Source organism: Candidatus Desulfosporosinus nitrosoreducens, assembly GCF_030954495.1.
Classification (GTDB): Bacteria; Bacillota; Desulfitobacteriia; order Desulfitobacteriales; family Desulfitobacteriaceae; genus Desulfosporosinus; species Desulfosporosinus nitrosoreducens.
Genome location: NZ_JAVHUW010000048.1, coordinates 72,901 through 99,468, shown reverse-complemented (window position 1 = coordinate 99,468; position 26,568 = coordinate 72,901). Strand labels below are relative to the sequence as shown.

General features: G+C 46.2%; 22 protein-coding genes. All 22 read right to left on the bottom strand.

What is annotated here, in order from left to right; genetic code table 11:
• Positions 1-10 precede the first annotated feature (10 nt).
• Positions 11-1,459 carry a nicotinate phosphoribosyltransferase gene (locus tag REC12_RS11060; protein ID WP_308894388.1) on the bottom strand — a complete coding sequence of 483 codons (1,449 nt, stop codon included), beginning with the start codon at positions 1,457-1,459 and terminating at the stop codon, positions 11-13.
• A 509-nt stretch (positions 1,460-1,968) separates the two neighbouring features.
• Positions 1,969-3,354 carry an argininosuccinate lyase gene (gene argH, locus REC12_RS11055; protein ID WP_308894386.1) on the bottom strand — a complete coding sequence of 462 codons (1,386 nt, stop codon included), beginning with the start codon at positions 3,352-3,354 and terminating at the stop codon, positions 1,969-1,971.
• Positions 3,355-3,458: 104 nt separating this feature from the next.
• The gene (locus tag REC12_RS11050) at positions 3,459-4,667 is read right to left on the bottom strand and encodes an argininosuccinate synthase (RefSeq protein ID WP_308894384.1); all 1,209 of its coding nucleotides are present in this window, start codon (positions 4,665-4,667) and stop codon (positions 3,459-3,461) included.
• Positions 4,668-4,839: 172 nt separating this feature from the next.
• The gene (gene argF / locus REC12_RS11045; RefSeq protein WP_308894382.1) at positions 4,840-5,784 is read right to left on the bottom strand and encodes an ornithine carbamoyltransferase; all 945 of its coding nucleotides are present in this window, start codon (positions 5,782-5,784) and stop codon (positions 4,840-4,842) included.
• A gap of 462 nt (positions 5,785-6,246) precedes the next feature.
• On the bottom strand, positions 6,247-7,953 hold the full coding sequence (locus REC12_RS11040) for an eCIS core domain-containing protein (protein WP_308894380.1): 1,707 nt from the start codon (positions 7,951-7,953) through the stop codon (positions 6,247-6,249).
• Positions 7,954-8,378: 425 nt separating this feature from the next.
• Positions 8,379-11,573 (bottom strand): carbamoyl-phosphate synthase large subunit, encoded by a 3,195-nt coding sequence (carB, locus tag REC12_RS11035; protein WP_308894378.1) that lies wholly within the window; start codon positions 11,571-11,573, stop codon positions 8,379-8,381.
• On the bottom strand, positions 11,563-12,663 hold the full coding sequence (gene carA, locus REC12_RS11030) for a glutamine-hydrolyzing carbamoyl-phosphate synthase small subunit (RefSeq protein ID WP_308894376.1): 1,101 nt from the start codon (positions 12,661-12,663) through the stop codon (positions 11,563-11,565). Before carA ends, carB begins: the two co-directional genes overlap by 11 nt.
• 129 nt (positions 12,664-12,792) lie before the next feature.
• Entirely contained in the window at positions 12,793-14,007 is a 1,215-nt protein-coding gene (locus REC12_RS11025) for an acetylornithine transaminase (protein ID WP_308894374.1), read from the bottom strand.
• 70 nt (positions 14,008-14,077) lie between these two features.
• Positions 14,078-14,974 carry an acetylglutamate kinase gene (gene argB / locus REC12_RS11020; protein ID WP_308894372.1) on the bottom strand — a complete coding sequence of 299 codons (897 nt, stop codon included), beginning with the start codon at positions 14,972-14,974 and terminating at the stop codon, positions 14,078-14,080.
• 18 nt (positions 14,975-14,992) lie between these two features.
• A complete protein-coding gene (argJ, locus tag REC12_RS11015; RefSeq protein WP_308894370.1) occupies positions 14,993-16,255 on the bottom strand; it encodes a bifunctional glutamate N-acetyltransferase/amino-acid acetyltransferase ArgJ in 1,263 nt (420 codons plus the stop codon).
• A 60-nt stretch (positions 16,256-16,315) separates the two neighbouring features.
• Positions 16,316-17,341 carry an N-acetyl-gamma-glutamyl-phosphate reductase gene (gene argC, locus REC12_RS11010; RefSeq protein WP_308894368.1) on the bottom strand — a complete coding sequence of 342 codons (1,026 nt, stop codon included), beginning with the start codon at positions 17,339-17,341 and terminating at the stop codon, positions 16,316-16,318.
• 333 nt (positions 17,342-17,674) lie between these two features.
• The gene (locus tag REC12_RS11005) at positions 17,675-18,841 is read right to left on the bottom strand and encodes a M20 family metallopeptidase (RefSeq protein WP_308894367.1); all 1,167 of its coding nucleotides are present in this window, start codon (positions 18,839-18,841) and stop codon (positions 17,675-17,677) included.
• Positions 18,842-19,175: 334 nt separating this feature from the next.
• Positions 19,176-19,430 carry a hypothetical protein gene (locus REC12_RS11000; protein ID WP_308894365.1) on the bottom strand — a complete coding sequence of 85 codons (255 nt, stop codon included), beginning with the start codon at positions 19,428-19,430 and terminating at the stop codon, positions 19,176-19,178.
• On the bottom strand, positions 19,384-19,962 hold the full coding sequence (locus tag REC12_RS10995) for an RNA polymerase sigma factor (RefSeq protein WP_308894363.1): 579 nt from the start codon (positions 19,960-19,962) through the stop codon (positions 19,384-19,386). Before REC12_RS10995 ends, REC12_RS11000 begins: the two co-directional genes overlap by 47 nt.
• Before the next feature lie 280 nt (positions 19,963-20,242).
• Positions 20,243-20,707, bottom strand: coding sequence for an endolytic transglycosylase MltG (locus tag REC12_RS10990; RefSeq protein WP_308894362.1), 465 nt, complete (start codon positions 20,705-20,707; stop codon positions 20,243-20,245).
• Complete coding sequence (locus tag REC12_RS10985) at positions 20,704-21,183, bottom strand: DNA-binding response regulator (RefSeq protein ID WP_308894360.1); 480 nt, start codon at positions 21,181-21,183, stop codon at positions 20,704-20,706. The genes REC12_RS10990 and REC12_RS10985 overlap by 4 nt, the downstream gene beginning before the upstream one ends.
• 181 nt (positions 21,184-21,364) lie before the next feature.
• A complete protein-coding gene (gene cwlD / locus REC12_RS10980) occupies positions 21,365-22,093 on the bottom strand; it encodes an N-acetylmuramoyl-L-alanine amidase CwlD (protein WP_308894359.1) in 729 nt (242 codons plus the stop codon).
• 114 nt (positions 22,094-22,207) lie between these two features.
• Positions 22,208-22,354, bottom strand: a complete 147-nt coding sequence (locus REC12_RS10975; RefSeq protein WP_308894357.1) for a hypothetical protein — start codon at positions 22,352-22,354, stop codon at positions 22,208-22,210.
• Positions 22,355-22,530: 176 nt separating this feature from the next.
• Complete coding sequence (locus tag REC12_RS10970; protein ID WP_308894355.1) at positions 22,531-24,198, bottom strand: sigma-54 interaction domain-containing protein; 1,668 nt, start codon at positions 24,196-24,198, stop codon at positions 22,531-22,533.
• A gap of 448 nt (positions 24,199-24,646) precedes the next feature.
• Positions 24,647-25,042: a 30S ribosomal protein S9 gene (gene rpsI, locus REC12_RS10965; RefSeq protein WP_308894353.1), complete on the bottom strand. Its 396-nt coding sequence runs from the start codon at positions 25,040-25,042 to the stop codon at positions 24,647-24,649.
• A 25-nt stretch (positions 25,043-25,067) separates the two neighbouring features.
• The gene (gene rplM / locus REC12_RS10960; protein ID WP_308894351.1) at positions 25,068-25,499 is read right to left on the bottom strand and encodes a 50S ribosomal protein L13; all 432 of its coding nucleotides are present in this window, start codon (positions 25,497-25,499) and stop codon (positions 25,068-25,070) included.
• Between the two features lie 286 nt (positions 25,500-25,785).
• A complete protein-coding gene (truA, locus tag REC12_RS10955; protein ID WP_308894350.1) occupies positions 25,786-26,562 on the bottom strand; it encodes a tRNA pseudouridine(38-40) synthase TruA in 777 nt (258 codons plus the stop codon).
• Between the last annotated feature and the right edge of the window lie 6 nt (positions 26,563-26,568).

Genomic DNA, 26,568 nt, shown 5'->3' with positions numbered 1-26,568 from the left:
TATCGACCTCCTAATTTTTATTGTCCTTTATTTCATTGTGAATTGCTAAAAGTAACTCCTGTTTTAATTCGAAAAGTTTGGACGACAAATCGACAATATAAGTATGTGGATTGGCTAAGCGCTTGACTTCGTCCCAGAAAGAGTTCAGTTCTTGACGGGAATATTCCTGAATTTCCTGAAGTGCCGGCGGCTCGTAGACCCTTTTTCCTGCTCTGAAAATGGGGAGCAAAAGCTCTCTGGTCTGAAAATTCGTCAGTGTCTTTCTCTTCCAGGTCTGTATCGGATCAAAGATGGTCAAGGATTTACGATCGCTGAAATCCTCATCATCGAGAGCAATTAAGTCAGCCATAGCCTTACCGGACCGATTATAAAAGCGCACAATTTTCTTAATTCCGGGATTTGTAATCTTAGAGATATTTTCTGAGACTTTTAAGCGCGGATGAAAAACTCCCTGTTCTCCTTCAGCCGCCAGCTTGTAGACCCCCCCTAACGAAGGACTGTCTTTGGATGTAATCAGATGTGTGCCAACTCCCCAGGCATTGATCTTAGCTCCCTGTGCTCGAATAGAAAAAATTGTCTCTTCGTCCAAATCATTTGAGCCGACAATAATGGCTTTTTTTAATCCTGCCTCATCAAGCATTCGGCGGGCTTCTTGCGACAAATACGTTAAATCCCCGCTGTCCAAGCGGATTCCTTGAAAATGATACCCCTCCGCTTCAAGCTCCAACCCAACTTTGATGGCATTGGGAACTCCTGATTCTAAAGCACTGTATGTATCTACCAGCAAAAGGCAATTATCCGGAAATGTTCGGGCATAAGCACGAAACGCTTCAAGCTCTGAGGGAAAACACTGAATCCAGCTATGGGCCTGAGTGCCCGAAACAGGAATGCCATACCTTTTTCCGGCTAAGACGTTGGATGTTGATTGGCACCCGCCAATGAAAGCAGCCCGGGCTCCCAAAACTCCTGCATCCGGCCCTTGAGCTCTGCGTAAGCCGAATTCCATGACCGGCCCCTTTCCGGCCGCGGTAACAACTCTGGAAGCTTTCGTCGCAATTAGGGTTTCAAAGTTGACCAAATTCAAAATTGCAGTTTCTAAAAGCTGAGTTTCAAAAATACGCCCCTTTACTCGGATTAAAGGTTCATACGGAAAAACCGGGGTCCCTTCCTGAACGGCATCAATGTCTCCCGTGAATCGGAAATTGCGCAGTTCTTCTATAAAGTCTTCCTGAAAAATGTTCAGACCTTTTAGATATGCCAGATCATCTTCTTTAAATCTGAGATTTTCGATAAATTCTATAACTTGTTCCAATCCGGCAGCTAAAGCGTACCCTCCGTTAAAGGGAATTGAACGAAAAAAGACATCAAAGACAGCTTCCTTGTTCCGGTATCCATTGACAAAATACCCTTGCATCATGGTTAACTGATAAAGATCTGTGAGCATTGTTAGATTTTCCATCGACAATTACCTCGTCACTTTCACCGTCGCATTTTCTTTTGGAGCTTTTGAATCCTTTGTTCTTAGCATATATTAGTATTAAAAAATCATGTGTGAGAATTTCTACCTTCGTGCCGACATTTCCTCCTTTATAAGTGTAAATAATCCCTCTTCACAAAAATTATGATTAATAGTCTGTTCGTCGCATCTAGTCGAAACGCGCAGACCGCTTATCCACAGCTTTCATCCACTTATCCCCCGCTTACCCCTCACTTATCCACGCAAAATACCAATCTATTTCGATATTATCCACAGAGTTATCCACACTATGCACAGTTTTCTGTCTATAGTAAGTCTGATTAAACGATAACCTTCAGAAAAATAGCAGGGTGCAAATCAAAGCTAAACCCTATACGGGTATTAACCTTCCTTTGGCACCCCTAACCCGAATCAATTTGCTATTTTCTTAAGAATCGCCAAATACCGACCCTGCAAAACTAATTACGACATTTTCTTTCGCTAAATAAGAGTTACTTTTCCAACAATTTTAGCAAAACTGCCTGGCTTTGCCGGATTGCCTCAGCCACTGTTTCCGGAGAAGGACCTCCTATGATTTTCCGGGCACGTACACAATGCTCAATCCCGATCGCTTCAAAAAGATCATTGGCAAACACCGGAGAAATAGTTTGATATTCACTAAGGGTTAACTCTTCTAAGCCGATGCCCTGTTTAGTGCAGTGCAAAACAATTCGTCCAACTAACTCATGGGCTTCCCGGAAAGGTACTCCTTTTTTGGCCAAGTAATCCGCTAAATCAGTCGCGTTTGTAAACCCGCCTTTGGCCCCCCCGGCCATGGCCTCCCGCTGAACCTGCATCGTCCTCAGCATCGGCTCTACGACTAATAAACACTTTTGCAGGGTATCCACAGCGTCAAAAACCTGTTCTTTATCTTCTTGCATGTCTTTATTGTAGGCAAGAGGCAACCCCTTCATCACTGTCAAAAGGGCCATCAAATCACCGTAGACACGCCCAGTCTTCCCTCTCACTAATTCCGCCACATCCGGGTTCTTCTTTTGAGGCATAATGCTCGACCCGGTAGAATACCCATCATCCATGGCAATAAATTGGAATTCCCCGCTTGACCAGAGGACAAGCTCTTCACATAAGCGGCTGAGATGCATCATAAGGATAGAAGCGCTCGCTAAAAACTCCAGGGCAAAATCCCGGTCACTTACACCATCCAAACTGTTCAAGGTTACTCCGTCAAACCCCAATTCCGAGGCCACTTTCTCCCGATTAAGGGGAAACGTAGTTCCGGCCATGGCCCCTGAACCGAGGGGCGACACATTAAGGCGTTTACGGGTATCATTTAAGCGTCCAAGGTCCCGCAAAAACATTTGAATATAGGCCATTAAATGATGGGCCAAAGTGATGGGCTGGGCCTTTTGCAAATGTGTATAACCTGGCATCCAGGTTTCCAGGTGCTTCTGAGCCAAATCCAGCAGAGTTTGGACCAATTTAACAACTAAAGCTTTTGATTGGTCGATCTCTTCCCGCAAATAGAGTCTCAAATCCAAGGCCACTTGATCATTCCTGCTCCGTCCGGTATGCAGCTTTTTTCCTACCGGGCCAATTCGTTCGGTCAAAAGCTTTTCCACATTCATGTGAATATCTTCAGCCCCGATCTCAAATTCAACCTTTCCTGCCTGAATATCCTCAAGGATTGCTTGGAGGCCCGCGATTAAATCAGAGGCTTCGTCTTCCGCAATGACTCCTACACTGCCCAGCATTCTGGCGTGGGCTATACTTCCCAAAATATCCTGCCTGTACAAACGTTGGTCAAAACGAATCGAGGAATGAAAATCCTCCACTAATGCGTCGGTTGTTTTTTCAAAACGTCCACCCCAGAGTTTCACTGTCCATCGTCCTTTCCTGATTTTTAAAAGCAGAAGGGGAGCCTAGCTCCCCTAAAATACCAACCCCAAGATAAGCGCCGAGGTCTCGGCGCTTATCTTTAATTTCATTTGCGCAGCCCCGCTTGTTTTTCCATTAACGCCCTGACTTTCAGCGGCAAGCCAAAGAGATTAATGAATCCGGCGGCATCCTTTTGATCATATACTCCGTCTTCCCCAAAAGTGGCATAAGCTTCGTTATACAGGGAATAAGGCGATTTCACCCCTGCCAAAGAGCAATTTCCTTTGTATAATTTTACCCTTACCGTTCCTGTAACGTTCTTCTGAGTAACATTGACAAAAGCATCGAGAGCTTCACGAAGAGGAGAATACCAAACCCCATCATAAACTATTTCAGCATATTTGAGAGCGGCTTGCTCTTTGTAATGAAGGGTAAGGCGATCCAGGGTCAGGTGTTCCAGAGCCTTATGAGCCGTATAAAGAATCGTACCGCCCGGCGTCTCATAGACACCGCGGGATTTCATTCCTACTAGTCGGTTTTCCACCATATCGACAATCCCTATGCCGTTTTTCCCTCCCAATTCGTTGAGGGTTTCCAATAACTTGACAGGAGGAATGTTCTGACCGTTAAGCGATGTAGGAACTCCTTGCTCAAACCCAAGTTCAAGGTAGGTTGCTTCATCCGGGGCATCCTCCGGAGCAACGCCAAGTAAATAAAGGTCCCGCTTCGGCTCATTCCAAGGATTCTCCAGGTCTCCGCCTTCATGACTAAGGTGCCAAAGATTGCGATCCATACTATAAGGGCGGTCTTTAGTGACCGGAACCGGAATACCACGTGCTTGGGCATAGTCGATGCAGTCTTCCCGAGATTTAAGGTTCCATAACCGCCAGGGGGCTATGATTTCCAGATCAGGATTTAAGGCTTTAACACTTAATTCAAAACGAACTTGGTCATTTCCTTTACCTGTAGCGCCATGGGCAATAGCAACTGCGCCTTCTTTCTCCGCAATCTCTACTAAGCGGCGGGCAATCAAGGGGCGGGCAAACGAAGTACCTAAGAGATAATCCCCTTCGTAAACTGCTCCGGCTTTCAAGGTTTGAAAGATAAATTCTGTCACGAATTTCTCTCTTAAATCTTCGATATACAACTTGCTGGCTCCGCTTTTAATGGCCTTTTCCTGAAGAGGAGCCAACTCCTCTCCTTGACCGAGATCCGCAACCATGGCAATAACTTCATACCCATAGGTTTCCTTTAGCCAAGGGATAATAATCGATGTGTCCAAACCGCCGGAATATGCTAAAACAACCTTTTTCATAGTTTATTCTCCTTTTCATACAAACATCCAATAGGCAGACAAACGAAGTATAGTAAGTGCGAGAAAGATGTACTTCAAGGCACTTTATTTGCTGCCTGCTCACAAAAATTTATGGAAATTGCCTTCCGAAAAATCATATCCAACTCCAGTATCTAAGTCAAGAAGGATTCCTTTACATGACCAAAGCCATAATTGCTTTTTGAGCGTGAAGACGGTTTTCCGCTTCATCAAAAACTACGGATTGAGCACCTTCAATGACCTCGTCGGTAATTTCCTCTCCGCGGTGAGCCGGTAAACAGTGCAGAACGATCGCGGAGGGTTGCGCAAGCTTCAGGGATTCGGAACTGATCTGATATCCTTGGAAAGCTTTCATACGCTCACTGGCTTCCGCCTCTTGCCCCATACTGGCCCAAACATCCGTATAAAGCACATCGGCGCCTTTTACCGCCTCTGAAGGATCATCAATCACCTCTACGAAGCCGCCGTTAGCTTTGGCGTCCTCCTGCGCTAAAGTTACTATTGCCGGATCAGGCTTATATCCTGAAGGAGAAGCGATAACAACGTGTAAACCCATTTTCGCTCCACCAAACATCAAGGAATGGGCCATATTATTTCCATCTCCGACGTAAGCTAACTTTAAGCCTGCCAAACGCCCCTTGTGCTCTTGAATTGTCATAAGGTCAGCCAGAACTTGGCAAGGATGCAGCAAATCCGTAAGTCCATTGATAATCGGAATAGTGGCATACTTGGCCAGATCCAAAACCTCTTGATGACTGAATGTCCTGATCATAATTCCGTCAACCATCCGGGAAAGAACACGAGCCGTATCGGCAATCGTTTCTCCTCTGCCAAGCTGAATGTCCCGACCGCTTAAAAAGAGCCCTTGTCCGCCAAGTTGATATATTCCTACCTCAAAAGAAACCCTAGTCCTGGTTGAAGACTTGGTAAAAATCATCCCTAAAGTCTTACCCTGAAGAATCGGATGCGGATGCCCGGCCTTTTGCTCTGCCTTAAGCTCATGGGCAACCTCTAAAAAGCAATTTAATTCTTCCTGGGAAAAATCATGCAGTGAAATAAAATCTCGGCCTTTAAAACTCGAACGATCTATTGTTTTCATATCTCTTCCACTCCTTCGATGTGTATTATTATACTCAAAAATGTATAATAATGCAACAACTAAACTGTATAGTTTTTCGCAGATTAAAGAAGACTTGATTCAGGCGGAGTTTTAACTCCATCTGAATCTTAGTCTCACTTATCCAGAGATTTAGCTGCTCTTAACTCACCGCTTGCCGAAGCGGGAGTCTTAGAGCGGATTAGTCAGCGGATAAATAAATTAGTAAGCGAAGGTTAAACATACATCACTCAATATATCATGCCCCGATTTAAAAATTCAATGGACCCCTTAATACGGAAAAGAGGTGTTACCTGATACCAGGTAACACCTAAAAGTTCTATTTATTTAATTACCGGATATAATCATTTTAACTTAACCCGAGCATCATTACATAAGAAATGCCGGTGTATAATGCATCTCCAGTCGCTTGCCAAAGACATCGACTCCTCCGGCTGAAAGTGATTAATAATCTAATGATTTGTATATTTCTCTTACATCGGGAGAGATCGGTTTACCCTCCTTATCTTTATTCTTAAAACCCATAGTGGCAAGAATTCTTTTGCTCAAAGCACTTTTTGAGTCACCCGCCAGTTTATCTGCAATTTGCCCCTTGATCAAATCCATCTTCATCTCGCTTTGACTGCTAAACCAGCGTTTGTACCAGGGCAGTTTAGCGGTATCTTTCTCAGTGGGTATTTTGATGCCGGCTGTTTCCAGCTCATTCTTATATTCTTTGTCATTCAGCATTTCTTTGGCTGCTTTATGGCGCTTGTATTTGTTATATGCCCATAATCCTGCGCCAACCAAACCTGCGCCGGCCATCAGACCCCAACCGATGGGTGTAGCGGCTAGAGCCCCAATGCCAAGCGCACCTGCACCAAGAGCCAGACCTCCCCCCAGTGTTAAGCCACCCCTTACACTCTTGCCAATATCCACCCGCCCCTTACCCGCTTGAGCATCTGCCGCAAAACGCGCAATACCGCTATCAGGGTTAAAGTTATTGTCATCGTGAAGCTTTTTGAGCTTTGTACTCCGGTCACCGGCAAGGTATGCGCCATAGCCTCCGGATATTATATCCGCCGTGCCTGTAACCAGCGCTCCGATTGAGGCAATAGGAGTAGTTGCTGCTTCTATCATCGTACCTGCAAGCTTAGAACTATTTACGGCACTGCTTGCCCCGGACGTAACTGCTATACCCAAATCAGAGGCTACATTCAGACGGCTAAGATTTTCATCCTCCGTCTTCCGATGTCCATTGATACTTGTGTAGTCTGTGTAAGCCTGCGTCAAGGAGCCAAGCGTTCCAAACGCCCCGGACGGAGCTCCAAATCCACTAATCACATCCGGATTGTTAAAAGCATTTGCATAACTGAAAGTACTTGCAACTCCGCCACCGGTAGAGACAATATTTTTACTCAAGTCCAGAACAGTACCGGCCGTGCCTACTGTGCCGGTGCTTGCAGCATTGCGAGACCTGCCAAACTCCTCATTGCTCAGCACTGAATTTTCTCTCAAAATATCGGCTGATCCGCTATCCACCGCTACATCCTTTTGGGCTGCTTCCGGGTCCTCTTTGCCGCCAAATAATTTTTTAATCCAACCAAATACGCCTTGTACCGGCAAACTTCCGGCATCCATGACCGGCAGCGGTGCCAGATTTATCCCGGTGAGCGCGCTTATGTTTCCTTCCGCCATAGATGCGGCCTTAATCCCCTCCAAGTCCGCTCTACTTTCCAGGCTTTCGTCATAATTAACAGAGCTTCCTTCAACATTGGACTTTATCCCGCCCTCGGCCTGTTGTACCACATGGGCCAGCTCGTGTCCAATCATCCGCCTGCCCGCTGCGGTGTCGGGATTGAACTGGCCTGGGGAGAATTTAATCACATTGCCCCGGGCATAAGCTTTAGCACCTATATCTGAAACCTCGGAGGATTCTTTGCAGGTAACACCGGAAAGGTCAAAACCGAAATGGGCTTCCATCCTCGCTCTCATTTGCTCCGGAAGCTCCTTATTGGTTCCCCTGCCGGGACTGAGCTTTTTGCTGGCCTCTAAAGCTCTCAGTAACTCTTGATTGCCTAAAGCCGGCTTTCCTTGCACAAGTGTAATTTCGGGTCCTTGCCTATCAGGAGATATTGTTTTATCTTTTTTCAACATTGTCGCTTCTCTCATAAACAACCCCCCACCTCAATATTTTATTCGCGCATATCACTCCACAGATCCTGAATATGAAGAGTATTAGCTGTGGAGACCCATCACAATGGCACAAAGGGCGTTCCCTAAAATAATCAAAGGCCCGGCGACAATTAAAAACTTTGAAGACAAAAGCCTTCCTCCTTTAATATTTTCTTTAGAGTGCCTGTGTTATCTTTCCAAATTATTATACACTACTTTTGAATAAACTGAACATTTGGTACTTTTTTATTTTTAATTTTGGGGAACTTTAAAAATTTACTAGAGCCTGGCTTGATTATTCTTAAATAATGCAAAGAAGCTTCGATGACAAACCGTCACTGAAGCTTCTTCTTAGCGTATCTACTGAGTTGGACTTTCTGATATTCACCCACTATAAACACGAACGTGTAATTCCTCTTCTCCTAAGCCAAATACTCCTGTAACGAAAGCACCTGCGGAGCCGTATGACCGCGGATCTCCTGCAAGGCCCGCACAACCGCCTTCGCCGTATCCATGGAAGAGAAGCAAGGCACCCCATGCTCCACCGCCAAACGTCTTAACAAATACCCTGTATGTTCGGGAGCCTTCCCTTTCGTTGGGGTGCTGAGGATAAAAGAAAACTCCCGCTGCCGAATAGACTCTTGAAGGACCTGACTGGATTCACTTACCGCCTCAGCCTTCACTCCGCAGAGTTCTAAAGCCTTAGCCGTATCACCCGTCGCTTTCACTCCAAAGCCCAGCTTGGCAAGCTGAAAGGCAAGGGTAATCGCCTCCGGCCGGTCCTTTTCCGCCACGGAAACCAGGATGTTCCCATCATTGGGAAGCGGAATACGCGAGGCCGCAAAGGCTTTGGCTAAAGCATGCCCAAATTGAATGTCCATTCCCAGAACTTCACCCGTTGATTTCATTTCCGGGCCCAAAGATGTTTCAACTTTGGTCAGCTTTTCAAAGGAAAAGACCGGGGCCTTAACCACTACGAAAGGTACCTCAGCGGCGAGCCCATGTCTATAGCCCATCTCCTGCAAGGTCTGGCCTAAAGCAACCTGAACCGCCAAATTAACGAGAGGAATCCCTGTCACTTTGGAGAGGATCGGCACAGTTCGGCTTGCCCTTGGATTCACTTCTAAAACATACACTTTGCCGCGTAGGACGACAAATTGAATATTAATCAACCCGCGAATGCCAAGCCCGGAGGCCAAGCGGCAAGTGTAATCCTGAATCTGGTCAATTTCGGCGGGAGTCAGACTTTGAGGAGGATAAACCGCTAAGCTGTCTCCGGAGTGAACGCCGGCACGTTCGATATGTTCCATTATTCCGGCAATTACCGTAGTCCCGCCGTCGGAAACGGCATCAATTTCTACTTCCTTGCCACCCAAATAACGATCGACCAAAATGGGATGTTCTTCTGAAAGATGAATCGCCCGACGCAAATAATCTTCCAGTTCAGTGAGAGTTTCCACGACTTGCATGGCCCGTCCCCCGATCACATAGGAAGGGCGAACAATCACCGGGAATCCCAATTCCTCCGCCACATCAGACGCTTGACTGACGGAAGTAACGCTTCGTCCCTCGGATTGGGGGATTCCTAGGCGGCTTAAGAGCTCTGCAAAGCGTTCCCGGTCCTCGGCCATATCAATGGCGTCCACAGGAGTTCCCAAAACCTTCACCCCAGCCCGGTCAAGCCGCCCTGCCAGATTAATCGCCGTCTGCCCGCCGAATTGCACAAGTACACCCTCCGCTTGCTCCTTATGCAGGACATGAAGCACATCTTCCAACGTTAAAGGCTCAAAATACAATTTATCTGCCGTATCAAAATCTGTGGAAACTGTCTCGGGATTGTTATTGATCATAATTGCCTCTGCACCCGCGTCTTGAAGAGCCATGAGGGCATGAACCGAGCAATAATCGAACTCTATCCCCTGCCCGATCCGGATCGGGCCTGAACCTAAGACAACAACTTTAGGCCCGCTGTGCACTTCTCCTTCATCCTCTTCCTCATAGGACGAATAATAGTAGGGCGTTGCCGAGGCAAATTCGGCCGCACAGGTATCCACCGTTTTAAAGACAGGAATAATTCCGTTTTCCATCCGCAAAGCCCGTATTTTTTCTTCCGTACGTCCAGTCAGCTTGGCAACCGCCAAGTCGGAGAATCCTTGAATTTTGGCCAAATGTAACAACTCCAGGGTTAAAGGCTCTCCTTGAAGGCGTCGTTCCAATAAAACCAGATCCTTAATTTTATGTAGATAAAAGGGATCAATCTGAGTGAGCATTTGCACTTCGAGATTTGTCCAATCCCGCCGAAACGCTTCGGCAACGGCAAAAAAGCGTTCATGATCTGTCGAAGCAAGTTTGTCTTCAATCTCCATCTCCGTCCAGCCGCCGGAAACCGGAATACGAAGCCCTACACTGCCAATTTCCAAAGAGCGGGCCGCTTTTAACAGCGCACCTTCCAACGTTCGCTCCATAGCCATTACCTCACCCGTCGCTTTCATCTGCGTACCTAAGCGATGATCTGCGGCCGGAAATTTATCAAAAGGCCAGCGGGGAAACTTGACGACGACATAATCCAGAGCCGGCTCAAAACAGGCGCTCGTATGCCCTGTCACCGGATTGGTCAGTTCCGGCAGGGTAAAACCAACCGCTAAAAGAGCCGCCATTTTAGCAATCGGGTAGCCTGTCGCTTTCGAAGCAAGGGCACTGGAACGGCTGACCCGAGGATTGACTTCTATCACAACATATTCCCGGCTGGCGGGGTTTAAGGCAAACTGCACATTACAGCCGCCGTTGACTCCTAAAGACCGAATAATTTTCAGGGAAGAAGCCCGCAGCATTTGATATTCAACGTCACTTAACGTTTGGGAAGGAGCTACTACAATACTGTCTCCTGTATGAATTCCCACGGGATCTATATTCTCCATATTACAAATTGTAATACAGTTATCGGCACCATCACGCATTACTTCATATTCAATTTCTTTCCAACCCGCTACGCTTCGCTCTAAAAGGCACTGCCCAATCGGACTGGCTTGCAGCCCCCGCTGTAAAATCTCTGCCAATTGTTTGGAATTCTTGGCGATTCCCCCTCCGGTCCCGCCTAAAGTATAAGCGGGGCGAATAATCAAGGGAAAACCTTGACTTTCGGCAAACTTCTCTCCTTCTTGGAGACTTGTCACAATGACACTTTCAGCGACCGGCTCGCCTAAGGAAAGCATTGTCTCTTTGAACGCATCACGATCTTCCGCTTTATAAATAGTTTCCGCATTACAGCCAAGCAGATCCACACCGTATTTTTTTAAGACACCGCCGCGTTCCAACTCCATGGCCAGATTGAGACCCGTTTGACCGCCTAAGGTCGGCAGCAAAGCGTCGGGACGCTCCTTCTGCAGGATTCTTTCCAGATACTCGGGCAATAATGGTTCAATGTAGGTGAGGTCAGCCATTTTAGCATCTGTCATAATCGTCGCTGGATTACTGTTGACCAGGACCACTTCTAAACCTACTTCACGCAGAGCTTTGCAGGCTTGGGTTCCGGCATAATCAAACTCTGCCGCTTGCCCAATCACAATTGGCCCTGAGCCAATGACCAGGACCTTTTTCCAGGCCGGATTAAGAGGCATGCTGAGCCCTCCATTCCTGCATTAATTGTGCAAACTCTTCAAAGAGATAAAGGGATTCGCTCGGCCCGGGGCCGGCTTCCGGATGATACTGAACGGAAAATACCGGCAACTCCTGATGTTTAACCCCTTCAACGCTTTGGTCGTTGAGATTGCGGTGGGTTACGTACAAAGGAGTCTGGACCAGGCTTTCCTCGGAGATCGCATACCCATGATTCTGTGAAGTAATCGTCACACGTTTGGACTCCAGCTCCTGGACAGGCTGATTGCCGCCCCTATGTCCAAATTTCATCTTGTAAGTATCTCCGCCCAGAGCCAAAGACAATAGTTGGTGTCCCAAACAGATTCCAAAGATGGGACGTTGGCCCATCAAGCTTCGAATCGTTGCTATCCCCGCCTGGACACATTTCGGATCTCCCGGACCATTGGAGAGAAAAATACCGTCAGGATTTTGTTCTAAAATTTGTTGCGCTGATGTGCTGAAAGGAACGACAGTTAAGCGGAAACCTTGAGCCTGCATGGCTTGTAAAATATTCCTTTTAATGCCAAAATCCAGCACAACGACATGAAATTGCTCCTTTGGCTCGCCAAGAGCAGGCAAAGTATAAATTTTTTTGGTACTGACTTCGGCAACAACATCTTCGGGAACCTGCCAAGCTTTTAATTGGGCAGGCAGCCTCTCAATACGTTCCATCTCGGTAGTAATCACCCCGCGCAAGACCCCAAATTCACGAATAATCCGAGTCAAAGCACGGGTGTCAATACCTTTGATGCCAACCACACCGGATTGGGCCAGCGTTCTCGAAACGTTCTTTTCCAGTTGCCAATGGTTGGGATTGCGCGCCGCCTCTTTCACAATAAATCCCTGAACCTGAACCTTTTCAGACTGATCATCCTGTTTATTAACTCCATAATTTCCGATGAGCGGGTAGGTCATGCAAACCATTTGCCCCGCATATGAGGGATCTGTCAATACCTCCTGATAACCGGTCATTCCCGTGTTAAAAACGACCTCACCCCAGGCCTCGCCGGTTGCCCCAAAGGATTCTCCCCTAAAAACCTTCCCGGTCTCAAGAACGAGTGCTGCCTTCATCTCATCCCTCCTTGAATCAAGAACTAAAAAGTTCTCTCTGTTTTCCCGATTTCTATTGCCTAAATTATTTAATCGCTTTTCCGGTCAACATTATTTTCTTTCCGGCTTCAAGTCCCCTGACTCTTGGCATTACTTCCAAATCTCGCTGAAAACATCATCCAAGATGTTCAAAGCTTCATCTATCTCTGCCTTTTCTGCCAGCAGAGGAGGCAGAAAGCGCAGGGTTTTACCTCCGACACAGTTTATCAGCAATCCTTTTTGGCGGCAGCTCTCGACGAGTTCCGGCCCAAATTTGGCAACAGGCCAGCCGAGAATAAACCCTTGCCCCCGCACAGGGTCTCCGGTTTGATACTTGCGGGCCAATTGTTCAAGGCCCTGGCGCAAATAGTTTGCCCTTTCCTGCACACCCGCAAAAAACCCTTCTGCGAGCATTACATCTAAAACAGCGCAGCCTACGGCAGTAGCCAGAGGATTCCCGCCAAACGTTGAGGCATGATCTCCCGGCTGGAAAGCAGCGGCAACTTTGTCCGTGGCAAGCATCGCCCCAATCGGCACCCCGCCCCCTAAGGCTTTGGCTAAGGTCATAATATCCGGAGTCACACCGCTCCATTCATAAGCAAAAAGCTTTCCGGTTCTTCCGACCCCACACTGCACCTCATCAAAAACCAACAAAGCGCCGTATTGGTCGCACAAGGCACGGGCCTTTTGCAGAAACTCACTCGTAGCGGGAATAACTCCCCCTTCACCTTGAATGGGTTCAATAAAGACCGCGGCTGTTTTTTCACTAATTTTAGCTTTTAGTCCCTCAACATCATTTAAGGCGGTATAACTTAAGCCAACGGGCAGAGGGTCATACCCTTCTTGATATTTGGTCTGCCCTGTCAGGGTTAGTGTGGCTAAAGTGCGTCCATGAAAAGAGTTCTCCATGGACAGCACTTCATATTTAGGTGATCCATACATTTTTTTGGCATATTTCCGGGCCAATTTAAAAGCCGCTTCATTAGCTTCCGCGCCGCTGTTGCAAAAGAACACTTTATCGGCGAAAGAATGTTTCACTAAACGCTCTGCCAAAGCAACTTGATTCGGAATCCAATATAAATTCGACGTATGCAAAATCTCTTGGGCCTGCTCTTGGATAGCCTTTACAATGGCCGGATGACTATGCCCCAAGGAATTAACGGCTAGTCCGGTTAAAAAATCCAAATAACGTTTTCCTTCCGTATCCCAAACCCAAGCCCCTTCCCCTTTAACCATCGTCATGGGTAAGCGGCCATAGGTGTTCATCACCACATTTTTTCCTTGCTCTATGATTTCTTCCATAGATAAGCCCTCTAACTGTGTCATTGTTTCCTCACCCTATCTTATTCAAAATTTGACCTTTGACATTCAGTAATTTAAATCAAGCCTTCATTGCCTAGTCTTTGAACATAGTCCCAATTCCACCGTCTGTAAACAGTTCGAGTAAGACGGCATGGCGTATTCGCCCATCAAGAATATGCACACTGCCAACGCCTTGCTCTAAGGCTGAAACCGCGCATTCAACTTTCGGCAGCATTCCGCCTTGCAAGACCCCCTGTTCCACTAAAACATCAATTTCGTTTCTGCTAATCGTTGAAATAAGTGAGTCTGGGGCCGCTACATCGCGAAGTATACCGCGAACATCGGTTAAAAGTAGCAGCTTATCGGCACTCAAGGCTTCCGCTATTTTTCCCGCAGCGGTGTCCGCGTTGACATTGAAGGTTTCCCCATTTTCCCCACTGGCTACCGGAGAAATAACAGGTATATACCCTTGTTCTAACAGGGTATGTAAAATATCCGGTGTGACCGTATGAATTTCCCCGACCAGCCCTAAATCAATTTCCTCCATTTCCCCGGCGCTGTTGGGAATCTGGAGAGGCTTCTTAGTTGCCAGCAGCAACTGAGCATCCTTGCCGGACAGGCCGACGCTCTTGCCGCCAAAGCGGTTCAGCATAGAGACCATTTCCGTGTTCAGTTTTCCCAGAAGCACCATTTGGGCTATCTCCATCGTTTGCGCGTCAGTGACCCGCAAGCCTTTGACAAATTGGCTCTCAATCCCCACTTTTTTTAACATGGCATTTATCTCCGGCCCGCCGCCGTGAACTAAAACAGGCCGGATTCCCACCGAGTGCAAAAGCAAAATATCTAGCATCACGGATTCTTTAAGAACGGGGTCCACCATGGCGTGACCGCCGTATTTGATCACGACTGTTTTTCCCGCGAATTTCTGAATATAGGGCAGAGCCTCTACTAAAACTCCGGCTTTGCCAATTCCCTCCTCGATAGGGGTCATCTCCGGCACCTCCACTTTTTAGGTTCGATAACTTCCGTTGATCGTGACGTACTCATGAGTAAGATCACATCCCCAGGCTGTCGCCTTTTCTTCCCCGCCGTTCAGGGCTAAGCGAATCTGTACTTCTTTACGCCCCAAAATCTCTTTGGCAGTTTCCTCAGAAAAAGCAACCCCTCGACCCCCTTGGGCCACAACCATATCTCCCAGGAAAATATCCACAATGCCCGGATCAAAGTCCGCCCCCGCATATCCCGCCGCGGTTAAAATCCTTCCCCAGTTGGCATCTTCGCCAAACAATGCGGCTTTCACCAGACTGGACCCGCAAATACTGCGGGCAATTTTGCGGGCATCTTCCTTCGTTTTAGCCCCTGAAACCGCGACTTCCATGAACTTGCTGGCGCCTTCCCCATCACGAGCAATATCTTTGGCCAGCTGAACGCACATTCCTTTGACCATGTTTTCAAAATTAATCATGTCTTCGTCACTGGGAGTGATGCCCGAAGTACCATTCGCTAAAATAAGTACCATATCATTCGTACTCGTATCTCCGTCCACTGTGACCATATTGAAACTCTCCTCCACAGCCTCACGCAAGAGGCGCTGCAAAACCGCGGAAGGAACAGACGCATCTGTTGTCAAAAAGCCTAACATAGTTCCCATATTGGGATGAATCATCCCTGATCCTTTGGCCATAGCCCCCAGTTTAATCACACCTCCCTGAGAACAGGGAAGTTCGTAAGCATACTCTTTGACCACGGTATCCGTCGTCATAATTGCCAAAGCTGCCCGATGAGCCCCATCATTTGGCGCGTCGTCCTGCCGGCCTTTTAAATCCTGCACAACATTACTCAAAAGCTCGGCACTTGCCGCCCGGATTCCGACCAAAACACGTTCAATCGGCATTTCGACTCCGATCACTCCGGTCGAAGCAACAAGCACGTCATCTTGCGAAACTGCCGTAAACATAGCCACCACTTCGGCCATCGCTAAAGCAGACTGATCTCCGAAATCTCCCACACAGGCATTGGCGTTTCCACTGTTAACCACTATCGCCTGGGCCAAGCCGTTGCGCAAATGGTTCTGGGTTAAATAAAGGGGGTGTGCTTTCACTAAGTTTTTCGTGTACACCCCGGCCGCCTGCGCTTGAACCTGAGAATAAATCAAAGCCACATCATATTTGTCAGGATACTTAATTCCTGCCTGAACGCCCACAGCATAAAATCCCTGGGGCGCGGCAATACCGCCTGCGATTTGTCTCCAACCCTCAACTGCCTTACCCATACCCTCATACTCCTTTTAACATCGACATTCATCGTTATTCCCAATAGCAAGGCCCTTCGTTTAAGGCCAAAGCGCCGTTCCGCTAATTCCTTGTTCTTCCGGCCATCCCATGATCAGGTTCATATTTTGCACCGCTTGACCGGCAGCGCCTTTCATTAAGTTATCGATGACAGACACAATTATGGCGTTACCAGTTCTTTGGTCCAGCGTTAATTGCAAAAAGACCTGGTTGCTGCCGCTGGCGAATTTCGTCTGCGGCCACGTACCCCGCGGCAAAATATGAACAAAGGGTTCTTTTTCGTAGTGCTTGATCCAGGACTTGCGCAAGTCCTCTTCTTGGATTCCTGCTCTGACTTTGGCGTATATGGTGGCTAACATTCCCCTGGTCATGGGCACAAGGTGAGGCGTGAAATTCACCGTTAAGGGCCGCCCGGCCGCCCGGGAAAGCTCTTGCTCTATTTCCGGGGTATGGCGGTGACTGGCAACTCCATAAGCTTTAAAATTTTCATTGACCTCCGAGTAATGATATCCCAGGGCAACTCCTCGTCCCGCCCCGGAAACACCCGATTTAGCATCGATAATCAAATTCTCGGTATAGAGCAATTGATCTCTGAGTAAAGGGACCAGAGCCAGCAAGGTTGCTGTCGGGTAACAACCCGGATTGGCAATTAAAGCTTTTCCTTTAATTTGCTCACGGTTAAGCTCCGGCAGCCCATACACAGCTTCAGAAAGCAACTCAACGGCAGGATGTTTCACTTTGTACCATTCCTCATAAATCTGAGCTGAATTCAAACGAAAATCCGCTCCCAAGTCAATAACTTTCATCTTGCGTTCTAAAAATCCCCCGGCCCTTGAGGCTGTAAGGCCATGGGGAAGTGCGCAAAACACCACGTCAAGATCAGGTACATTTTCATCCTGCAAGATACCTATATTTTGACCGCTCCAGTGAGGATAAACCTCCGCGTACTCCTGACCCGCCACACTGGACGATGATAGATACAGCTCTTTTACTTTTTCATGGCGACGCAAGAGTCGTACCAATTCCTGCCCCGCATATCCTGTCGCTCCAAGCACTCCAACTCTCATGTCATTTCCTCCGCTTCTAGTTCTTTTTCATAATTATACATATGCACGCATAATAATTCAATGCTTTGCCTAAAAGTATTTACTTCAGTTATACTTTCTGCAAAATAAAAAGAGCTTACTCAGCAGCTCTCTTCTTTGACTCCAGCGTACATTCCTCTATTAATCTGATTCTCATTCTTCAAAATTTACGGCTTTATCTTCATTATTCCTCTGCTTAAAATATTAATACTTCCAAGGGTTAGCCTGCGCCTAAAATAATCCTCTCTTCCGCCTAACCTCTCTGACGCACGGCTCGAAAAGACACGTCAAATAAATTTGGATTTTATCGTTCTTTTATTTAGCTAAGCGGAACTCTTTCTTAATTTGCTGCAAAAGCTTCTTATCTCTCAAGACATCTGAACCAGTAAAGGCGAGAATTTGCACCGCCCGCAGTAAAAGCTTCTCCCCTTCAGAGGAAACGGCAGCCTGGGCAAAGTCCTTCGTATGCGGTATTTCAGTACCGGTCCCCAGGGTCAGATAAGGGTGTATCGAGGGCACAGCCCGACTGACATTGCCCATATCCACTGAGCCCATAGCCGTTTGGGGAGGGGCAATATGCTGAATGCCCAGCTCGCGCAGATTTCTAGTAAAACAATCGGCCAACGTTAAGTTAGTCCGCATTTCATCGTAGGAAAATTCAAACTTTTGCCAAGTCATTTTAGCGGAGACCATGGCAGCCGCCCCTTCGGCGCAGCGGATTACCTGCTCCCTTAATTCATCCAGTTCTTTCCGTTTCCGGGCCCTAAGGTAAAAGCGCGCCACAGCCCGCTCCGGGATGATATTCGGTACCGTGCCTCCTTCGGTAATAACTCCGTTGATCTTCATGTCGTGGGGTATTTGCTTTTTGAGAGAGTTTATCCCCACAAAAAAGTTAATCACGGCATCCAGGGCGTTAATGCCAAAATGGGAGGCAGCTACCGCATGGGCAGCTCTGCCGTGAAACGTGAATTCCAAAGCATCCAAAGCCAGGCTGGAAATCACAGGGACATTTTGGCTTCCGGGATGAAACATAATGGCAGCATCGACCCCTTCAAAAATTCCCTTTTCCACTAAAGTCACTTTAGCGCCGCTGGTTTCTTCAGCCGGGCTGCCCACGACAATGATCTCTCCTGGAAGTTCCAGGCTTTTACTTAAAATAACAGCGGCCCCGGCGCTGGCAGCGCCAATTAAGTTATGCCCGCAGCCGTGTCCGACCTCCGGCAGAGCGTCATATTCCGCCAAAAAGGCGATCTTAGGTCCGGGAACAGTGCCCCTAAAGCGAGCTAGAAAAGCAGTATCGACTCCTGCAATGCCTGTTTTAACTTCAAAATTATGGTTCCTAAGAAAATTACTTAACACCTCAGACGCAAAATATTCCTTGTATCCAAGTTCAGGGTGCTCTCCGATCTGGCGGGCAACTTCCCACACTTCCTGGCGCAGGTACTGTGCCTGATCTCTATAAAAAGCTTTAATTGCATCCATGCACATCCCATCCCTCTTCTTAATCTCTTTATTTTTTATTAAGTGTCTTTGTCAGCCTTCAATGTCTCTTGTCCGTAATCCAGAATTCATCGCAAGCAGTCTCATTCTCTTCCTTGGTTTCCGGGCAGATCACTGCCCTTCTCAGGGCACAACATCATTATCCATATTATGGAGTATTAAGAGAACTTATTCCTTAACCATCAAAGATTGGGAATATTTTATTTCAGACGAAACATCGGCTTTGTGCCGTTTACGCCACAAAGGACAATATACACGGAGGTTAAGCCAAATAAAGGCCCGGCGATGACTCCCCACCAAAGGTCCAATCTTATCTTTAGTTTCTGAAGGGAGGAAAGATTCTGTAAAATCCCCTGCCACAAATGTTGAGCTTCAGCAGCATGTATCCCTGCGAGCATGGCCGCCAAAGTACCCAGTTCCTGCGTCTGGCCAAGGAAATTTGGACTTCAAAATCCACCGGAGCCGTCGTGATCTCCTGCATAATTTGGGATTGGAATTTAAGCAAGACATCTTTAGCAATAGGTTTATCCTGAAATAGTTGACCCCAAATATCTTCGTCCATCTCTCTCATGAATATCCCTCCTCTCCAATTCCTGCCGCAATTTTTCCTTTCCCCGATGGAGATATGTCTTTACTCTGCTTACTGGAACCTGAAGCACCGTTGCTATTTCAGTATAAGACATGTCCTGGTGATACCGCAAGAAAAGAGCCTGGGCGTAATGTGCGGGCAATTCGTTTAAAATCTTAGCGAGATAGGACGCCTGTTCCTTTTCAAACCAGATCTCTTCCGGTCTCGGCCGAAGATCTTCCAGCGTCTCGTCCAAAACCACAGTAATTTCTCTTTGCCGCTTGCGCACGATATCAATAGCTTTATTTCGGGCGATGGCATATAACCAGGCGCGAAAAGGCTGATCCTGGGAATAGCGGTTTAAATTGCGGTAGACCGCAACAAAAGCCTCCTGGGCACAATCTAAAATATCTTCATCGGAGTTGAGAATACGTCTTAAAAAGTGAATCAGTGGTTCCTGATAACGTTGAACGAGGTCCGCATAGCGGTGGTGTTGACCTGCCAGCACCTGCCGAATAATCTCGGCATCATCCATATACTCCCTGGCTCCTATCTATAAGTTTAAAAGGATTTACGATCCTCATTCTTAATACGTTCGAACCAAACAGAAAGTTTCATTATGTTACTCTTTCGCTCAATTTTAGCCAAATCCTTTTCCCGTGTAAAGAAAACTTGGCTGGCGCAGACGGCGGCTTAGTTGCCCTTATGCTGGGAAAGTAGATACCGAAGATTATACTTTCCGGTAGTACAAGAAAGTTCTGACTATAAATATGAAGGGTACAAACATCCTGCTTGTGAGGCCAAATGTTTATACCCTAATTCTTTAATAAGCGGTGAATTAATTCCTCAGGAGTCAGCCCTAAGGTCAAAGTGAATTTTCCCGTCCGAAACTTGCTTTCCGCTCCCAGCTGACGAGCGCTTGCTAAAAAAGCCTCTTTATCTTTTATATACCCTTGGGCAGCTAAGAGATCCGCGATCTTATCCGCACTGGCTCCTTGGGGAACGACAAAGTCTCGTTCTATTGGGGAAACCTCCGGGGAAGGAGAGGGCGTTACCTGAGAAAGCTGCGCCGCAACGGGCTTGCCGGTTTCAGCCGACTGAAGCGGTTTTTCTGTCTTCTCAGCAGGCTGTTGGGAAACTTGTTGTTTTGCGGATTGAGAAGAAGTTGTTTCATTGGCAGCCGAAAAATGTCCCTGAGCTGGAGAAATGACCAGAGTCAACATTGCACTCAAGATTAAACCAGAGCCTAAGCCAAGCCAATACGAACGTGATACTTTCACTGGGCTCCCCCTTGAGTTTGAGTCTTTAAAACCATTCTTACCGCATCCTGACTCAACAGTAAACGTTGAGCAATTTCCGGTATACCTTGTCCATTAGCCGCCAGAGACAACACTTCCTGATATTTGGGCGACAAATTTGAATGCCGCTGTAGCTCGGCTTTATGTTTTCTTCCCGGTTCCTTAACCGTCAACGAGTAGAGTTTACCTTTCTCTTTCTGCTCATCTTCATTCCGCTCGGACGCTTGGGGACCAATGTTTTTAGATTCTGACTCTCTGGTTTCCATCATTTTAGTTCTTTGGAATTTCTCCTCCAAGACATGAACATCGATTTGATCCTGAACTCTCTGAAGTTCCTTTTTTAAATAAGAAATTCCTTTTAAAGCTGTCAGAACTTCTTCACTCGGCGGATTTTGCCAACGCCAGCCTAAGAATAGACAAACGACTCCTAAAAGGAATAAGCTAATCGTTAATATCACCTATTTGCTCCTTTCCTTCCCAAATACCTACGACTAGTCCCTGCTCAAACCTGATTTGATTGTCATGCTATTGCATTTACATATTTATCAAGTTACATTGGACTATTCGTGGCCAGATTAGCTTTTTCCTGCAAAAACTAACAGTTTTCAGCATTAATTTTCTTTTATTTTGGGTTTTTGATTACCGTTGTTGTTGAGTTTCTTTGCTGAAATAATTGTTTAAACCCTGATAAATGGCCAGGGCAAGCTTTTCCTGATAGTCCGGTGTAGTTAACAATTGTTCTTCCGCCGGATTAGACAAGAACCCTACTTCCACGGTCACTGCCGCTTGCTGAGCTTTTTTTAAAACATAGATATCCTGATTTGCCTTAATAACTCTTTTGCCATTGGTCATATGATTTAATTCTTCCTGAATCGACTGAGCCAGTAATTTTCCTTCCGGCGAATCCGCATTGTAAAACGTTTGGGCTCCGGTCAGTTTCTCATTGGGAAAGCTATTGGCATGAATACTGAGATATACCTCCGCCTGAGCTTCCATGGCCAATTGAATCCGTTGAGCTAAATCCTCACGCTTCCGTTTTAAAAGACCTTGAGACGTCCCTAAATCCCGGTCGTCATCTCGAACCATGATCGTTTTCGCTCCGCTTTGCTGAATATGTGCTTGCAAACGCTTGGCAATTGCCAAGGTTATATCTTTTTCCAAAACCTTGCTCTTTCCTACAGCCCCAGGGTCGACTCCTCCGTGTCCGGCGTCAAGCACAATCACTCTATTCCCCAAGGTCCAACTCCAAATTTTTTGGTTCGCGCCCTCCAGTTTCCAGCCTGCGGCCAAAACCAAGCCAACCAGAAGAAGACTTCCAAAGAAATACACCTTTCGCCGTCTTAAACTAACGATCCAGATTGATTTCATGCCCTTCCTCCTCCACAGTCTATTCCGTTCTACAATATGAGAAGGCTTGCAGAATATGCGTTAGGCTGGCCGAAATTTCTGGCAATCGCTACCTCGGGGGCGGTGGCGCGGGCATCAATCGGGGATAAACAAGTTTGCTGTATGCTCAAATGTTCCTTCATCTATTTCTTCTTCTGCAAACAACGGTTCAAGTTGAGTTATTATACGCCTTTCCGCGAGCCGCAATTCTTCCGCGATAACATTTTGAATTTCCAATAACATTTTAACCCCTCCTCAATAATAGTTAATAAATAGAATTTACAGTTAATCAATGCAAACGTTGTGCCAGTTCAAGCCCTTCACAAAATATAGAATATTATGAAATATAAACCCCCAATGAACCGATTTAGGTTCGTTCTGTAGGCTCTAACTGATTCAATGGCGGTTCGCTGCTCCATTTACAATTCAATTTCAGGTACGTTATGCGTTTTTAGACGCCTCATTAATGAAGATTGACTAATTTTTAACTGACGGGCCGCTTTACGTGTTGAACTGAACTTATGTAATGCCTCATAGATCAGTTCTTTTTCGACCGATTTAAGTGTCTCTGGCAGACTAATGATTTCATTGCCAACAAATTTTACCTTCACCAGCATCTTATCTTCTTTACCAATCGCCGCCAGCGAAGGGCCTGGGGCTAAGTTGGGTAACATGGCCATAATATCTTGCTCACGAATCTGAACGTCCTCCGCTAAGACCACTAACCTTTCAATTAAGTTTTGCAATTCACGTATATTGCCAGGCCACTCGTAATTACTAAGCATCCTAATTGCCTCACTTGTAAACTGCCGATTCAAATTATGTTTCGTGTTAAACTTAGTCAAAAAATGGTGGATTAAAAGCGAAATATCTTCTGAACGCTCCTTTAAAGGAGGGAGTTCTATGGGCAATACATTAAGCCTATAAAACAAATCTTCTCTAAATGTTCCTTGTTCCACCATCTTTTTTAAATCCCTATTTGTTGCTGCTATAAGCCGAAAGTCAAGTTCAATCGTTTTAGTACCGCCAATCCGTTTAATCGATTTGTCTTGGATCGCTTCTAATAATTTTGGTTGAATTAATAAAGGTACCTCTCCAATTTCGTCAAGAAAGAGTGTGCCATTATTAGCTAATTCAAAATATCCTGGTTTACCGTTTTTTTGCGCCCCCGTAAATGCACCGGGGTCGTAGCCAAATAATTCAGATTCCAGTAGAGTTTCTGGAATTGCACTGCTATTCACTTTGATAAACGAACCCTTTGAGCGTGAACTCAGAGCGTGGATAGCTCTTGCCACAACTTCTTTGCCTGTTCCGGATTCTCCTGTAATCAACACATTCGAGTCTACAGTTGAAATTCTTTGTACCCTGGAGAACACGTTCTGCATTTTTGCACTACTGAAAATGAATCCTGCCAGGTTTGTCGCTCTTTGTCGCAATAACAGTAATTCATTTTCATAAACCCTTACTTTCTCTTCTTTCTCCTTTAACAGTTCCCTCAGTTGATAAATTTCTGTAATATCTGTTGAATTACAGACAACCCGGATAATTTCACCGTCTTCATTAAATATTGGATTTCCCGTCGCCATTAATCTTTTTCCTATTTTCGTATTTTGGTAAGCAGTCACTCTTTTTTTCTTTTGCAAAACTTTAAGAACAACTGAAGGATTAAAAACGCCTTCACATTCCAACTCCTTAACATTCTTGCCAATCATTTCTGACGAACTTAAACCAAAATTCCGCTCAATAGCAGGATTCAAGCTTACGGTGAGCCCATTCCCATCGGTTACATAAATTCCATCAAAAGAATTTGTAAAGATGAATTTCAGGTCCCTGTTAGTTTCAGTTAATAGCCTGACTTTTTTTAAGTCTTCAAAAATGGCCAAATACTTTCCCTTTTCCAAGAACTCAACGGTGATTTGCCTATCGATATTTAGTTTTATGCATAATGGCAGTTGGCACTCGTCCCAATCCGCGATCCAGTCTATTCCCATATCATCTATCACAGCTTCGATCTTTTTAGAGCATTTTACAATTCTTTTATTCTCTATCACCGCGAATCCATCGAAGGTCCCTTGAATTTGACTCATAACTTCACCTTCTTCGTTGGTGGTATTACAATTTCTTTACGGCACACACCGGAGGCAAGATCATCAAGTAAGCTGCCGTTCCAATCCCCTCTAATATTTATACGCTTTGATAATCCTCGCTTCTTTGATACTTCCACAAGCACCCCTTTTTTCCTTTCAAGGCCTCGGAAATAATCTAAAATAAAACCAAAAGCCAACCGTCCCTATAAATACGGAACGATTTGGCAGTTCTTAGGCCTACACCTGTTTATGGGCCATGCCAACAACGGCATTAAAGCTAGGGTGTATACCATAAGAAATTGACGAATCGAAAAAAGCCCTGGGCCTAATTTGAGAGCTGTGTCATACCGCATGCTATACAGTATTATAAAAAGTGGCCTTGACTGCTCTCAGGATAAGCAAAAACCCCCAAACCATGCAGGTTTGAGGGTTCCAAGAGTTTAAAGTATTAACGTTTGGAGAATTGCGGCGCTTTGCGGGCTTTCTTCAAGCCGTATTTGCGGCGCTCCTTCATACGTGGGTCACGTGTGAGGAAACCGGCTCGTTTAAGGCTTGGACGAAGACTGGCATCGGCCTTTAATAAAGCGCGGGCAATCCCAAGACGAATTGCTCCGGCTTGACCTGTAGTTCCGCCCCCGTGTGCCAAAGCGATAACGTCGTACTTAGCGAGAGTATCCGTTATATTAAAAGGTTGCTGAACAATCATTTCCAGTGTTTTCTTGCCAAAGTATTCCGCTAACTCGCGTTGATTAATAGTGAACTTTCCTTCACCGGGAATAAGGCGAACGCGGGCAATTGCATTTTTGCGGCGTCCTGTTGCAGCGTATTGTAATTGAGTTGCCATAGTTTATACTTCCTCCTTCCTTAGTCTACTGTATTGTCCAGATTTCAGGCTGTTGAGCTTGATGGGGGTGAGATTCTCCCTTATACACTTTTAACTTTGTGTACATCTGGGCGCCCAACTTGTTATGAGGAAGCATTCCCTTCACAGCGTGTTCCATAGCTCGTTCAGGCATAATTTGCATCAACTTTTTGTAGGGGATTTCTTTCAATCCACCGGGATACCCAGAATGACGGCGATAAAGTTTAGCGTTTAACTTATTACCCGTAAGTAATAACTTAGCGGCATTAATAATAATGACGTGGTCTCCAGTGTCAACATTCGGAGTGAATGTTGGTTTATGTTTACCTCTCAGGATACGTGCTGCTTCTGTAGCAATACGACCCAAGGGAATTCCCGCAGCGTCAATGATATACCATTTGCGCTCTTGCTCTTGCGCCTTCGCGAAAAACGTGGTCATGACTTTCCCTCCAAAATTAAACAGATTTCCGTTTCAGTTCACGCACATGGGGCTCAATCATGCTTGTGATATGCCAAAGTTATGGGGCTCAGTCATAGCCATGGCACAAAAACTCATAATGATATTTTATTTAGAATTCGTTCCGTTGTCAAGTCTTATTAAGCGTAGAGAGCTAAAATGAAACAACATTTAAGCAACGGAACCTTGGACGGAACTGATACTGCTGTGACAAGCCGCAAAAAAGAAAATAGTTTTTTAAGCATCAACCTAATTAGGTATAAACATTTCAAAGGTCAGAAAAAACTTCAAACGGACTTTCGTCTGTATAGCTCACATAAGTCAGGGTCAAACCGTGGGCTGGAGCTATGACACGAGCCCGTTTACGCTCTTGGCTGGCAAGAATGTCGGGAATCTCTTCAGGGAAAATTCGTCCTTTGCCCACCTCAACTAATGTACCCACAATGATGCGCACCATATGGTACAAAAATCCGTCTCCGACACAGGAAACGCGGATCAAATCCCGGTCTGTTTGAATCCGGCAGCGATAAAGGGTCCGTTCAAAGGTTTTACTGTCCCCGCCTGCTGCGGCAAAGGTTTTAAAGTTATGCCGCCCTTCGAGGAAATTTGCCGCTATTTGCATCTGAGATAGGTCCAGAGGAATAGGAACATGCCAAGCATACAGCCGTTTAAAAACGTCCGGTATCCGCTTATTCTCAATCCGGTAATCATAACGCTTCCAGGTTGCCGACCAGCGGGCGCTAAATTCGAAAGGAACAGCTTCCGCCTGAAGTATGCGTATATCTTTAGGAAGCAAGCTGTTGAAAGCTTTAGGAATTTTATCCTCAGGAATTCTCGCCTCGGTTGTAAAACTCACAACTTGTCCTGAAGCATGGACGCCGGCATCCGTCCGTCCGGCCATAGCAAGGGTGACTTTTTCATCTACAAGCCGCGTCCAGATAGTTTCTAAGGTTCCTTGGACCGTCGGGCCAGCCGTTTCAATTTGGCGCTGAAATCCATGATAATTTGTACCGTCATAGGCCACATTAAGCCGTATATTGCGCATTGAATC